Annotated in this window: 14 protein-coding genes; 2 read left to right on the top strand and 12 right to left on the bottom strand. The window is 45.5% G+C overall.

From position 1 onward, the window contains the following. Positions 1-17: 17 nt before the first annotated feature. The 11 genes from EJL04_RS01830 to EJL04_RS01780 all read right to left on the bottom strand — a co-directional run bounded on the left by EJL04_RS01830 (position 18) and on the right by EJL04_RS01780 (position 9722). Positions 18-1157: a site-specific integrase gene (locus EJL04_RS01830; RefSeq protein ID WP_048317558.1), complete on the bottom strand. Its 1140-nt coding sequence runs from the start codon at positions 1155-1157 to the stop codon at positions 18-20. A gap of 339 nt (positions 1158-1496) precedes the next feature. Then, the gene (locus EJL04_RS01825; RefSeq protein WP_048317560.1) at positions 1497-2222 is read right to left on the bottom strand and encodes a helix-turn-helix domain-containing protein; all 726 of its coding nucleotides are present in this window, start codon (positions 2220-2222) and stop codon (positions 1497-1499) included. A gap of 225 nt (positions 2223-2447) precedes the next feature. Next, positions 2448-3803 carry a TraG/VirB4 family ATPase gene (locus EJL04_RS01820; RefSeq protein WP_277595983.1) on the bottom strand — a complete coding sequence of 452 codons (1356 nt, stop codon included), beginning with the start codon at positions 3801-3803 and terminating at the stop codon, positions 2448-2450. 16 nt (positions 3804-3819) lie between these two features. Next, entirely contained in the window at positions 3820-4110 is a 291-nt protein-coding gene (locus EJL04_RS01815) for a DUF4133 domain-containing protein (protein ID WP_071122477.1), read from the bottom strand. Between the two features lie 29 nt (positions 4111-4139). After that, positions 4140-4451, bottom strand: coding sequence for a DUF4134 domain-containing protein (locus EJL04_RS01810; RefSeq protein WP_071122897.1), 312 nt, complete (start codon positions 4449-4451; stop codon positions 4140-4142). A 213-nt stretch (positions 4452-4664) separates the two neighbouring features. Next, the gene (locus EJL04_RS01805; RefSeq protein ID WP_071122478.1) at positions 4665-5318 is read right to left on the bottom strand and encodes a hypothetical protein; all 654 of its coding nucleotides are present in this window, start codon (positions 5316-5318) and stop codon (positions 4665-4667) included. A gap of 8 nt (positions 5319-5326) precedes the next feature. Beyond that, a complete protein-coding gene (locus tag EJL04_RS01800; RefSeq protein ID WP_071122479.1) occupies positions 5327-5923 on the bottom strand; it encodes a MarR family transcriptional regulator in 597 nt (198 codons plus the stop codon). Next, a complete protein-coding gene (locus tag EJL04_RS01795) occupies positions 5904-6362 on the bottom strand; it encodes a hypothetical protein (RefSeq protein WP_071122480.1) in 459 nt (152 codons plus the stop codon). Before EJL04_RS01795 ends, EJL04_RS01800 begins: the two co-directional genes overlap by 20 nt. Positions 6363-6402: 40 nt before the next feature. After that, the gene (locus tag EJL04_RS01790; RefSeq protein WP_071122481.1) at positions 6403-7278 is read right to left on the bottom strand and encodes a ParA family protein; all 876 of its coding nucleotides are present in this window, start codon (positions 7276-7278) and stop codon (positions 6403-6405) included. A 325-nt stretch (positions 7279-7603) separates the two neighbouring features. Next, a complete protein-coding gene (locus tag EJL04_RS01785; protein ID WP_071122482.1) occupies positions 7604-9199 on the bottom strand; it encodes a relaxase/mobilization nuclease domain-containing protein in 1596 nt (531 codons plus the stop codon). Positions 9200-9332: 133 nt separating this feature from the next. Then, a complete protein-coding gene (locus EJL04_RS01780) occupies positions 9333-9722 on the bottom strand; it encodes a hypothetical protein (protein WP_071122898.1) in 390 nt (129 codons plus the stop codon). A 1039-nt stretch (positions 9723-10761) separates the two neighbouring features. On the opposite strand from EJL04_RS01780, the gene EJL04_RS01775 reads away from it, so the two are divergent. Continuing rightward, entirely contained in the window at positions 10762-10971 is a 210-nt protein-coding gene (locus EJL04_RS01775) for a hypothetical protein (RefSeq protein ID WP_071122899.1), read from the top strand. A gap of 121 nt (positions 10972-11092) precedes the next feature. Here the strand turns inward: EJL04_RS01775 and EJL04_RS01770 are convergent, their stop codons facing one another. Beyond that, positions 11093-12313, bottom strand: a complete 1221-nt coding sequence (locus EJL04_RS01770) for a site-specific integrase (protein WP_007756657.1) — start codon at positions 12311-12313, stop codon at positions 11093-11095. Positions 12314-12784: 471 nt separating this feature from the next. Between EJL04_RS01770 and EJL04_RS01765 the strand changes: the two genes are divergently transcribed. Next, positions 12785-14068 carry a site-specific integrase gene (locus EJL04_RS01765; protein WP_009124278.1) on the top strand — a complete coding sequence of 428 codons (1284 nt, stop codon included), beginning with the start codon at positions 12785-12787 and terminating at the stop codon, positions 14066-14068. Positions 14069-14102 lie beyond the last annotated feature (34 nt).

Here is a 14102-nt window from a genome sequence, read left to right as displayed (position 1 = left end):
CTGATTATGTTTTTCACTTATGTCTGGTCACTCTCTTCCTTTGTTGGTATTTTGAGCGAGATACGTTCTGCCGCATCACGTTTGAGTTCGTCCACCACATCGGCATACACCTGAGTAGTGGCAAGATTGCTATGGGTAAGCAGCTTGCTCACGGTGTAGATGTCCGTTCCCTCTGCCAACTGCAAGGTGGCAAAGGTATGACGGAAGCAGTGGAAGGTGATGTGTTTCTCGATGCCGGAAGCCTTTATCCACGGTTTGAGATACAATGCCACTGTACTGTTCGTGAGATTCTTGAACACCTGTCCAGTGCTTCGCTCGCCACAGAGCTGCAAAGCCTCTTCGCTGATAGGCAGGATTGCAGCGGTGGAAGTCTTCTTTGTGATAATGTCCATTCCCCAGCCGCCATCAGCCAACTTGACGATATTCTCCCACTGGAGTCTGATGCAGTCAGAAAGGCGAAGACCTGTAAGGCAGGAGAAGAGACCTGCACGGCGAAGGACATCACTCTTGCAAGGAGTCTGAGACAACTGCAACAACTCTTCCTTGGTGAGGAACTGCCGCTTGTTGCCATGAGCCTTGGCACGCACAAGTTTCTTGGCGATATTCTCTTTGAGCAGTCCGTCCTCGTATGCGATGGCAAGGATGCACTTCAACTTGGTAAGGTTGTTGTTGGCTGTTGTTCCCATCATGCGCTTGCCGTTGTGCATACAGGCATCCGACAACAGGTAGTCGAGGAATCCCTGGCAGTACGGAACGGTAAGGTCGCAGAAGCGGCACTCGCCATGCGTGTAATTGTGGAAGTGCATGTAGGCGGTTGCCCAGTTCTGGCTGCTGCCACGCTCAATCATGAGGTTCTTGAAATATTCCAAGAAGCTCTCCTTGCCCTTGTTGCGGTCGAGGAAGCCATACTCCTCATTGATGATGGACTCAGTCCTGCGGCACTTGATGATTTCCGCTTTCTGAATCATACTTTTGTTGTACTCCTGCTGAAAGCGTTCAACAGGGTTGGTGTAGATGTAAAGACCAAGGTACTCCCTGCGTGAGAGCTTGCCTGTCTTCGGGTTGCGGATTGGAGGATAGAAATCCAGATAGAGGGAAGTCTGTCCGTTCTTGATAGGTCGTTTCCGCACGGTGACCTTTGTACAAATGTTCGTCATATTGTTATTCTTTTATTATTCTTACCGATGTGTATCTGTGGATGCGAATAGCCATGGTCGCAACGCTTTAACTCTCAAATCCGATGCAAAGTTAGATTGCCGTGAAAAGAGAAAAGCAAAGATGGCTTCAAATACAGCCAGAATTTAACCTGAATTTGCTTTTGAGTATGATTTTACGCTCAAAATCAGACTAAAAGCAGGTATTGGATGCGTTTTTTGTCTTATATCCGTTACTCTGCGTTGTGGGTTTGTTTCGACCGACATGGATGGGTGCTGCATAGCAATTGCAACGGCATGGGTCGTATATGAGTTTGTTTGAACCATCTCTTGACTTGTGTCTCACTTCCGTTTTGCCTTGGTCGTAGTACTGCTTTTCTCTGCCTTCTTGCGTGCAGCCTCCCAGTCTGCTTTCAGATAGTAGTTGGCTCTTCCGCCTTTGAACTTTCGGATTCTCACTCCATGGGTCTCCGCAAATCTGCGTACCTGTGTCTTGCCTAATCCGTAGAGTTTCATGATGTCGAAGCAGGTGTACCAGTCATCGGAAATGTTCTTACCCTGTTCTTCATTATAAAGCCCGATAACCCTTTCCACGTCTTCTTTCTTGAAGCAGGTCGTTCCCCATGCGTGAACTGACTGGAGTTGGTAACGATTGCGGACTTCATAGAATCTTCCATACTTGATATTAAAGGTGCTCAACACCTCTGCCATTGTGTAATGGGTGTCGTGGGTTACTCCATCAGGTGCTCTTTCACCAGCCCTGGGAGTCTTGCGACACTTTGCCAACTTGTTGACTGAGCCAGTCTCGGCATCTTTTAGCCTCTGTGCTTTCTTGGACGTTGCTCCTTCTAACGATAGGGAAGAAGGGAGAACCACCTGATAACCTTGTCCCTTGGCTATTTCAAGAAGGTCTTGCAAATAGATCCTGGTCATGCGTGTACCGAAATTTACGGCTCTTAGCCTGCCTTGACGAATAAGACTGCGTACTGTCTTGACGCTGATGCTTACTGCCTGCGCTGTTTCCTCTACGGACATCAGCACGATTGGAATGCGAGTTGTAGTATTCATTTTTACCGTTATTTTTGAATTTTGCAGTGACTCATGGGGGATGGTCCTTGACGGAAACTTTTAAGAGGAAACAAGGGGAAATAAGAGGAAATAAGAACCCTCATTAAGAACCGTGTGTCCCTCTGCCCATGGTACAACTGTGGTACAAAATTACTATAAACGGATGAAACTCGCAATAGGCGGTTGGAGCGTTATGTTAATGAATATGTATTGAAAATGAGCTATTTATGACGTTTCTCTAAGTTTTGTTTGGAGTTCTTTTCGATGCGTTTTAGTCCATATGACATGCATGTGGAAGCTCTTACCACTGCCACTCGGTCCGATACAGAAGAAGTTGGCATTGTCCGTCATCTTCACCTTGCCCTCTTTCCCCGTGATGTCAATACATACCGGCAGCCCCTGGCGATCGGTATAATAGGTAGTCAGCGGGGTATCTTCCGAACCTTTCAAGTGTTCCTTGAAGAAGAAGCACAAAGCTGCATCAGATAAAGTAAGGAACAGGTCATAGTCCGGATTGAAGGCATAGCCGTTTCCCGGGAAACTATCTGTAAACAATTCCAACTGGTTGTAGGCGGTACGGGACGGCATGATGCCGCACTCATACAGTTTGGTTTCCAGATAGGAAGTGACCGGAGTGACCTTGTCTGCCGGGCAGCTCACCAGGATGTTGAAATTGCAATAGACCAGCTGCGTGCTGTCCACCGCCAGGCGGTCCAGCACTTCCTCGATGTCCTCCTTGGCAATCTTGTTGCTCGGGTCGGGCATGGAGCCGTGACGCTTGGCTTTGGCCTGGAGTTTTCTCAGCAGTTTCCGTTGGTTCGGTATCTGTACCACCTGGTTGAACACCACACAATCGGCATGGGGCACACTCGTCAGAAAAGAGAACAAATCCGTGGCGATGCCGTAGCCGTTGATGTTCATCTGTGTGTAGGGCTTCACCAGCGAAGGCAGGTTAATCTCGTCTATATCCACCAGCGGATAAGAACGGACTACCCGGTCGCCAATTTTCAGATATTCGTCTGATGCCTTGAAGTTGGTCATGGAGAACGGGCCATGCCGGAACTGGAAGGCCATGAAGCGGTGGCAATACTCATCGACTTCCGTCTTACTGAGTTTCCGGTGCTTGATGTTCTTCTCCTTGAGGATGTCGCTCACCTTGGAAACCTTGGAATGGAAGTCCAGCCATTTCTTCGGGTCGTACTGCACGAACTGGCTGCGCTGCACCTCCTGCGTGAGGATAAGGTAGGTACGTATCTCCGTAAATTCTCTTCCCTCAAAGTAACGGAAGTAGCTTTTGGTCAGGAACTCCGCATCCTCCGGCACCTCATGGTGGTAGGACTGCTTGCAGAGCACGTCCTGTTTCTGCAGGGCATAACCCTCGCCGAGCGTCTGTACCACATTGGAGAGCACATCCTGAAAGAGCATGTACTGCTCCGCATCGGTACAGAGCTGCTGCACGGGATTGGTTATCTCGAAAATAACCGACGGTTCCCCCTTGGCTGAAAAAAGGACGACATTGCCGTCCGTTTCCTCCAGCTGCGCATAAAGGCCGTCAAATATTCTTTTCTTGGTACGTGCCATAATCATTCATTTTATTTTACGAGTTGCGTCTCAGATTCTTGTAAACATAGATACCTTTTGCCCGCCGTTTGTTATGGAGACCGCCACGCTGCTTGACGTAAATGGTGACCAATCCGACCACTGCCATCACCAGCATGGCGATGAACCCTGCAAGCTTTCCCAAGGCGATGGAGAAACCGATAAAACCCACGAACGACACACCGATGGCCGCTGCTGCCAAAGTCAGAAAACGACCGCGTATGCCCATGAACTCCAGCGGTTTCTGCAAGCCTTTGAAAACGGGATAACCCTCTTGATTCATCGTCATAATTCCGGATAGTATATTGACAGATTGGATTACTTAAAGAAGAGCGGAAGAGCCTCAGAAAGAGCGATAAATGCGATACAGCCACCAATCGTCAGCATGATAGTTTTCTTGACATCCTGGTCACCGTTCTGCATCTTGAAGTAGACGTTAAACGCCCCTACAAGCACAATAACGGCCGCAATCGCTTTCATCAAATTTGACACCGGAGTCTGGTAGGAACTCACTTCCTGCGTGGCTTTGGTAAAACCTGCGGCCCCCTTGCTGCCTGCCATCGCTTCACCGACCGATATCGTAAGGGCAAAGATGAACATGAGGCATTTCTGTGCCGCACTGCAGACCATGAGGCGGTTGACTGCTTTTTCAGAAAAACGCTGGATAGAGCGGAAGATGTTTGGGTTTCCGCATACAAGTTGATTGAATTGTTTCATTGTATATTTCTTTGATAATGGATTTCATCGCCAAAGGAACAGAGGTCGCCAAAGAAACAGAGGTCATTCAAGTATCAGAGGTCGCTAAAGGAACGGTGGACTTTCGTCCAAGTAGTATCTGGTGTATTACCCGGCATATCGCATGCTTTCGCAGTGATAGATAATGGTACCCAGGTCACATTCACCGGTTTCGGCCAGCTGGTCGATGGCTTTGAAGATGTCATCTACCAGAATACCGTCTGTCAGGATGGGTTCCCGGTAGGTCGGTGAGAAGTTAGATCCGGCCGAAGTTCCAGCTTCCGATGGGGCTGTTTCGGCATCTGCATTGGAAGTATCTTCAATTTCATCTTCATCAGTAGCTTCTGAAGAAGATATTTCTTCTTTATTATCAGGCTCAGCAAATTGAGTCTGTGATCCTGTTTCGGATGAAGGATTCTCAGTTGAAGATGTTTCTTCCGAAACGAGAACATCTTCACCACTTTTAGAAGCATTCTCATTCGGTTGTTCATCAGATGTTGTCTGCTGTTTATCCGTGTTGGAATCATTTTCATTCCCTGCTTCTTCCTGCTTCTTTTCCTCTTCCTTCTTCTTATCGTCCCGGGTCACCTGCTGGGGCTGGAAGGAACGGGCTTCATCCGTGATGTCTATTTCCTCTTCGGATTGATTCTCCTGCGCTGCCGCCTCGGCTGCTTTCAGGTGCTGGATGTCCATGAATATCAGAAAGCCGTAGTAGCCTATCAAGACCACAAAGAGGATTAAGATTACTTGTCCGTAGGTCATAGCTGTAGTTATAGGAGGTTTGACAATACAAGGGTTTCCTCTGACGGATAAGGCAGAAAACGGAAGCCCAGTTTGGCTCCTCTCAGTTCTGATTCCTGAATCCGGTGAAGGTCATCCGTATAATAAAGGATGCCGTATTCCTCTCCGGCAATGTAGCCTTTGGACTTGAGCCATGAACGGAGTCTTACCCGTGCCCGGTTGGACACAACCTTAATGCGGGTGATCGGACTCAGCCCGAATATAACCCTGCGTCTTTCCCTCCGCATCATGTCGGAATGGATTCGTGAAAGCACCTTAAAATCCTCCAACGCAGTACGCTTCAATCCCATTCTAACAGCAATGCGCCGGGCATATTCCCGTGAAATTCCCAATTCCTTGCCTATCTCAGCATAAGACCGGTGAGCAAAATGATTGCGTACATATTCTGCATGCTCCATCCAACGGCTTTTGACCGCTTTCTTCAGCCCCAAGCTACGGGCCTTTTCCTTTACAGCACGTTCGCACATGCCCAAAATCTCTGCGGTTCTCGGGGTTGTTTCTATGGGATAGAGCTGGATAAGAACCGCAATCTTCTGCTCTGTCCAATTAGTTCTTTTCTTTCTCATAATCTTTCTGATTGAAATTTGTAAACAATGATTTCTTTTCTCTGCGAAACGGCACAAGCTGTAGAAGGTAAATATCAAAGAATGTACGGACAATGGCATTGACCATATCCGAACGGCTGCGGTTATGGATGTTGCAGTCATCCAGCGAGTCTGCCAGATCCCGGTCTAGCCTGCATACCAGTCGTTCGCTTTTGACATTACTTTCATCGGAAATTTCCAAATTTTTCAGAAATCCTGTCCAATAATCTTCCACCTCCTTTGAGGGAGAAAGAAGGATAGGTTCTCCGTCAGTTTCCGTTTTCTTCTCACTTGTATCATTCGTCCGATCCTGGAGGCCGGATGATTTTTCCAACATTTCGGGCAACTCGTGCGTCAGGATAATGTCAGAATCATTGATGCCTTGTGTCAAGTCACCAATTTCCGGAATGTCTTTTTTCATGCGCTATGTTATTTGATGGTTACTGATAAATTTAATCTCGTCATTCATATTCCGATTCTTCCTTATCGGTTGTATCAGCAGACAGACCTCCTGCTTCGCGTTCTTCTTCATTTCCATCTTCATCCATGGCAATATGTGTAACACCTTCTTCCCGATTTTTTTTCTTGCCTATTTTCTGATTAAGATTATCCGTCAGTTGTATTCCGGTAAGCTTTACCTCCCTCACTGGAGTTACCTTGCCGAAAATGCTGAAATAGATCTTGTCGAAAACATTGCCAACATAACGAATCTGCATATCCAGTGCAGCCACTGTACTGAACCGCTCCATATCAGCACGCTTCGGTATTTTCCCGGTTACATAACCGTAATTAGAAAACGTTTCCCGTGTATTGTCCCAAAGTATCAGTTCTGAGCGCTTTCCTACGCGGTTGTCATTGAGGTTGGGAATGATGAAGAGCTGTGCATTCATACGGTCTCCAACTACCTGACGAAGTCTGTCAAGAAAAAGCAGAAAACTGGCTGTGGAAGGAACGGTCACCAGATCATAGTGGAAAGGAACAACGATGATATCTGAATTGACAAACATGGGGACCAGACCTTCCGCTTTCAGACTTCCCGGTGAATCCATAAGCACCACATCAATCTCCGGATCATTATGCAACTTTTCAATCAGGGAGGTCATGGCCGTCTTGTCATCCGGTTCATAAGCCCATACTTCGTAAGGCACCTGTTCCTCTCCATATTTTTTAAGGTCTGTCTTACGGCACTTCATAATCGAGTGCTGAAAATCACAGTCGATTATTACCAGACGGACACCTTTCGTCACCAAGTAATTGGCAAAGGTCACACAAAGAGTAGTCTTTCCGACTCCTCCTTTCTGGTTGGCAAAGGTTACTATGACAGGGGACTGTATCATGTCGTTTTTACTTGAATTAAATTTGCAAGCAAAAATATGTGCAGAGATATTGAAAACCTAAATGCACAACATCAATGTGCTTGAGATTGCAGAAACATGGGTAAATAAGTCGGATGAACCTGAGTTTTTCAATCTATATGCCCGAATTGGTTGCAGTAGGCAGTCCCATGAAAGTCTTTCAAAAAAATAGTGGTCCCCATTGGTTGTCCGGTTACGGATTATAGCCATAGCCTGTTTAATAAATATTCGTTTATCTGCATGATTAAAACAATGTTACTTTCCCGTAAGCAAGTGTTTCCTTCTTCCGCAAAGAACCAAAAGCTCCTTACATCTTTAATGAACGTCCATCATCTACATCATTGTAGTCGGTCTTATTTCCAACCTCCCATTCGCGGTTGGCGCTGTGACTGCCTTCTCCTTCTTTCCGGAGTTTGCCCAGTCCTTGATGAGACTTCCGTTGCAGACTCTTGACCGGATTGAGCGTCTTCTTCTTGGACTTCTTGAACGGCACCCCCTGGCGCTTCTGCTTTTTGGATTTCTTCTTCACCCGTTCCACATCGAAGCCTTCTTCATTCAGGTTGATCAGGATATGCTCCTTGAAGTTGATGGCATAGTAGGTATCATCTACCTGACGGATGATGAAGCCTTCCTGGTACATGGCACTGCGGGGGGACTTCATTTCGGGATCATTGAAGATTTCATGCATTCGGCCGACGGAATCGGCATACTTGGGAGGACGTTCTGTTGAGATGTCCACCAGATCCGGACGGTCCACCTTGAAAACCTTACAGAGCAAGTCCACTTCCGCGTCATTGGTAGGGCGGAACTTCTCGATGAAGCTGATGCGGTTGTTGCGGTCAATGGCCTTGGCCATGAAAGGGGGCAAGGGTCTGCTCTTGCCATCGTAGTAGATGACACCTTTCTTTATATAGGCACGCTGTTTCTTGAGTTTCTGGAAGATTTCTCCCTGAGTGGTCTTGGGATTGAGGGTCAGCAGCTGGTCTATGAATGCTTCTATCCGGTCAAAGCGTTGTTCGGGAGTAGCAAAGTCCAGCAGTTCTTCTACGGCAAGGACTCTGGCCCCATGAATGACCGTCTTGTTGGCATGGTCTATCAGCATATAGCCATAGGGTTTGTCTTTCTTTCCGAAGAAGACCACATCCACTCCGAAGTTCTTCTTCATTTCCTTCTGTAGTTCCTCTTTGTTAGCGCATACGTCCCGGTATTTTTTCAGATAGGCTCTCAGCTGTCGGTTGCGTGACTTGTCCTGATAACCTTTCTTGAACAGGGCTTCAATCTCTGTCAGGGGGAGTTTCTTTTGGATTCGGCCGCCTTGCTTGACGAAGACGTTCCCGTCTTTCTGGAAGACTTCATAGCCCATGGTTCCCATCACGGCCTTGAACTGGGCAAAGGAGGAGAAGCTGTACTGCTTGGCAGCCTCGATGTCCTTGTCTGTTTTCTGCTGCCGGTCCATACCGAGTATCTTGTCAATGACCGCCTGCGAGCGTCTGCGTTCATGGTCATGCTGTATCTTACGACCGTCGGGCGCCACTCTCGAAGTCACAATGTGCAAGTGAGTGTTGTCTGTATCGTGGTGTGCATAGATGAGCCAGGGTTGTCCGGGCTCGGCATACCCCATTTCCTGCAGATATTGGTGCGCGAAATCAAGTAACTGCTGTTCCGACATTTCATGCCCTTTGCAGGAAATGGCTACATGGAACTGCGGTTTCTGAATCCGGCTGTTCTGGGAACTGTAGAACTGGAGAAATTGCACCAGCTGTTTGGCGGTCGGATGTTCCGAGGTATCCAGTCCACCGAAGTTCTGCATCTCCAGCAGGGTGGCCACTCCTTTATAGACCTTGTGTTCGTTATAACCGACTGCATGGAAGTCTGCACTTCCGGGAAGTATGGTTGCTATCATAATTTATATATTTGTTTGCTGACTCATGAAACTTGGGGTTGCGGACCAGACAGACTAAAAATCCCGGTCGCTTGTAAAACTGGATACAGGTTAGTCTATTCATCACACCCAAATACAAAATATCCGTTTACCTTTACTTAATCAGCCGTGTTCTGTTGTTCAAAGTTTCCAAGTCATCCTTTATCCTTTTCAAGATGTTCTGTACATCCTGAATCGAAGGGAGCAAGACTTCATTCACATAACCGGGTGACAGCAGTCCAGCAACCGCCAGTTCGTTGACCCGTCTGACCGACTGATTCAGGTTGCTGCCAGCCCAGGACAGTTCGTTCTGGAACTTTCGGTAAAATGCACACAAGTCCTGCATCATCTCAATCTGTTGTTTGACATCCACATGGGTAAATTCTTCAACAGCTTTGCGGATATAATTGCTCACGGACTGGTAGGGAACTGCTTTTTCCTTCAGGTTCAACAGTTCGTCCGCTGTAAGCCGCAACTGAAATACTTTGGTACGCTGGTTCTTCATATTCCATAACTTTAGTTGTTCGGATTCCCGGACACCTATTTCGCGAAGCGAAACAGCGATGCACATCGCTCCGCTGCACGGCAGTCGGCAAGTTACCCTTGTGAGGACAAAACTTGTTTTGTAATGACAAGGGTACAACTTGCTTGGCTCCATATGCAACGCAGTTCGATTTCTTCCGGGATGATTTCAGACCCAAATTACCGCAAAATTTTGCGAAGCGCAAAAATGCACAACATCTTTCTGAGAGAAAATCTTCTGTTAAATTCACCTGTGTATCAAGCATTCTTGTGACTTGCATTCAAAGGTTTCCCAAGTTCCTGTTCATTGACTCCTTGTTCATCCATATCATGGTGAAATGTTCACAAAGCATGAAGTAAAAACCGACGGTTGTTCATGTGGCTATAGAAACAAGGCTTGAAGTTTAGCTGTCGGAGGCATGCCAGTTACATGGCTGCATCATCCTGCGTTTGTTTGCTTGGTGTTGCACAGTTTTCATAATGAGTGAAACAAGAGATAGAGGAACAACAAATCTGTAAACAGAAGAATGTGCAATCATATTGCCATGTGAGCATTAGCTGAAAGACAATAGGATATATAACTATGGCATCAGTCTTTATTCAACCTATGTTTATTTGCTTATCATCCAAATAGCCATGACAGCACAAGGAAAAGAGCATTCAGCAATGAAAATCTGTAAACATGCGTTCTGTGATAGAAGGAGAAAAAGAACAATGATACCGGCTATTATGGAACTGAACCCAAAGGGAAAAGAAGAATAAGGTGTAATCGTATTGTAGAACCTACACATTCTGGACATTCAAAACTTCGGGCATATCAGCATGGTATTCAAAGTTGCAGGATGACAATGCTTGACAAGCACAGAGTTCATGGTCATCAAATACAGAAAAAGAGGTTGAAAAAGCATGTATAGGTACGAATAAAACGAAGATAAATCCTTGCGTATTTCATTGATTTTTAGTATATTTGGTAATAACAATCTACCTCGTAGAGATTATTTATAACTAAAAAACAGATGACCATGTTTGAACTGTTGCTCCTTATATATATGTTGCCGGTCTGCATTCTTATTGGTTTGCTGATACGGTTTGCACTTTGGCTTATTCGCGTAATGCTGCGGTTGGCATTATGGCTGGTAAAGAAAACTTTCGTCTTGATATGGAAGCTGGTGACGCTTGCGTTTGTGCTGGTTATTTCTGGCAGTCTGTTCCGGCAGCATTCGGACGGATAAAAGTGGCATGAGGAAAGGTATAATATGGGAAAAGCCGTATCTTCCTGTTGGAATGATACGGCTTGGTAAAGGTGTAACGGGTCTTTTCCCTCGAAGTAAGGATTGAACAGAAGCAAGTCGGTTAATTGATGAAACAGTTTTTGAAGCCATCAAACTTGTCGGCGACTTGCATCATATCCTGCTCAATTTTCTTGTTGGTGATACGCGCATAGATTTGTGTTGTTTTAATGTTGGTATGTCCCAGCATCTTCGAAACGGACTCAATGGGAACACCCTTGCTGAGCAACATCGTTGCAAACGTATGACGTGCAAGGTGGTAGCTGAGACGTTTCTTGATTCCACAAAGGTCAGCAATCTCTTTGAGATAAGCATTGATCTTTTGATTTGACAGGACTGGAAGCAGCCTGTTGTCTTTAGTCTTTCCTTTATACTTGTCAAGAATCATTTGAGGTATCTCCAACAAAGGGATATTACTCTGCACATTGGTCTTCTGACGGTTGATGATAATCCACGGACGGTTATCAAGGGTGATGATATTTTCCTGCGTCAGGTGAGCCACGTCGATGTAGGCAAGCCCACAGAAACAGGAAAAGATAAAAACGTCCCTCACCATTTCAAGCCGAGGTATCTCAAAATCTTTCTGCATGATGCGCTGTATTTCTTCATCCGTAAGAAAACCCCGATCCACCGGTTCCAGGTGAAAGTGGTGGTTCAAGAAAGGGTCGTGCGTCATCACACCGCACTTCTGGGCAAAGATAACTACGGTCTTGAAGAATTTGAGCGTCTTGGTAGCCGAATTTGACTTCAGGGAAACCACTGTCTTCAGGTATATTTCAAAATCATGGATAATCAGATGCGTCAGTTCACCCGGCATGAGATCCTTTCTGCCGTATTTGGCATGGAGGAAATTCACAAAATGGCTTCGGGCTGCCGAATATTTGTGATACAAGGCTATGCTTTTACCTGCACCAACCTGTGCTTTGATGTCCTCCAGATACTTGTCATAGAACTCCACAAACGTAGTCTTGACCTTATTCTTGCCCAAAAAGATACTTTTGATTTTGTCAAGGGTCAGGTCTTCGTCAAATTCATGCTTCTTGAAAATCATCTGCAGCGAATTTGAGATGTTGTCCAGCTGAGCATTCAGATTCAAGGATTCGCTTCCACGCCCCTTTACCCGGTTGGTGGAATTGTTCCATAGCTTCTTGTCAATGTAGATACCGGAAGAACCGACATTCAGCATTTCACCATTCAGGAAAATCCGGATCATCAAGGGAGACTTTCCCTGCTTGTTTTCGTAGTTTGAACGTACATAGTACGACACTTTAAAAATCATTCTCATAACGACTCAAATTTAATGTAGCACCATGGCTACAAAGTTCTACATAATCAGTTATGAATCAATGATTTTATAGGCTTCAAAATGGGCTTCATTTTTCGGTCACTGCTACATTTTTTTGAGGGGTCTTCAAAGTGTAGCAGTAAATGTAGCAAATAATGACCGAACTTTGAAGGCTAAACCCTACATTCAGGCCTTCACCTTGTTGGGGCGCAAAAATAAAAAAGCACCGTAATCAGCTGATATACGATGCTTTGAATGACTTTTTGAAGGCTTTTGTGAAGTCCTTCGTTTTTGTTTCAGCGGAGAGAGAGGCTCCCGAACCTACGCTTTCAGAAAATATCATAAAATTGCAAATCATTGATAATCATATATTATCTACAATGCAGAGTAAATCTAAATCTTTCTAAATGCCTTTTGCTATTTCAATTTTTGGGTGTATATTTGGGTGTAGAATTTCAAACGCACCCAATTATGAATATCAAACGTAACATCATTTTTGCATTGGAGAGCCGGAAGAAGAACGGTGTGCCAATCGTAGAGAACGTGCCTATCCGTATGCGTGTCATATACGCAAGCCAACGCATCGAGTTTACAACAGGCTACCGGATTGACGTAGCCAAATGGGATGCCGACAAACAACGGGTAAAGAACGGATGCACCAACAAGCTGAAACAAAGCGCATCCGAAATCAATGCAGACTTGCTGAAATACTATGCCGAAATGCAAAACGTGTTCAAGGAGTTTGAGGTGCAGGAAACCATGCCCACCACCCAACAGCTAAAGGATGCGTTCAATCTGCGGATGAAAGAGAGCAGTGAAGAACAACAGGAAGAAGCACCGATTAGTTTTTGGGAAGTGTTTGATGAGTTTGTAAAAGAGTGTGGCAACCAGAATAATTGGACGGCATCCACATACGAGAAATTTGCAGCGGTGAGAAATCACATCAAAGAGTTCAAGGAGGATGTAACCTTTGAATACTTCAACGAATTCGGGCTAAATGAGTATGTCAATTTCTTGCGTGACAAAAAGGACATGAGAAACAGCACCATCGGTAAACAAATGGGATTTCTCAAATGGTTCCTGCGTTGGAGCTTCAAAAAAGGACATCATCAGAACATTGCATACGACGCATTCAAACCCAAATTGAAAACAACCCCTAAAAAGGTAATATTCCTGACATGGGATGAACTGAACAAACTGAAAGATTATCATATACCGCATGACAAACAGTATTTGGAACGTGTCAGGGATGTCTTTCTGTTCTGCTGCTTCACGAGTTTACGATATTCGGATGTTCGTAACCTTAAAAGAAGTGATATTAAACCCGACCACATTGAAGTCACCACAGTCAAGACTGCGGACAGCCTGATAATCGAACTGAACGACCACAGCAAAGCCATTCTTGAAAAATACAAGGATGTTCATTTCGAGAACCACATGGCATTGCCTGTCATAAGCAATCAGAAGATGAACGATTATCTGAAAGAACTGGGTGAACTGGCAGAAATCAACGAACCTGTACGGGAAACCTACTACAAGGGAAATGAGCGCATAGATGAAGTCACACCCAAATACGCATTGTTAAGTACCCATGCCGGAAGAAAGACTTTCATCTGTAATGCGTTGGCACTCGGAATTCCGGCACCGGTGGTTATGAAATGGACTGGACACAGTGATTACAAAGCCATGAAGCCCTACATTGACATAGCGGATGACATCAGGGCAAACGCCATGAACAAGTTTAATCAACTATAAAAGTATCAATTAGTTTCATAGATTACCACCATTG

This window comes from Prevotella marseillensis (assembly GCF_900625065.1).
In the GTDB taxonomy this organism is placed as follows: domain Bacteria; phylum Bacteroidota; class Bacteroidia; order Bacteroidales; family Bacteroidaceae; genus Prevotella; species Prevotella rara.
This window is presented reverse-complemented; position numbering and strand designations above follow the sequence as displayed.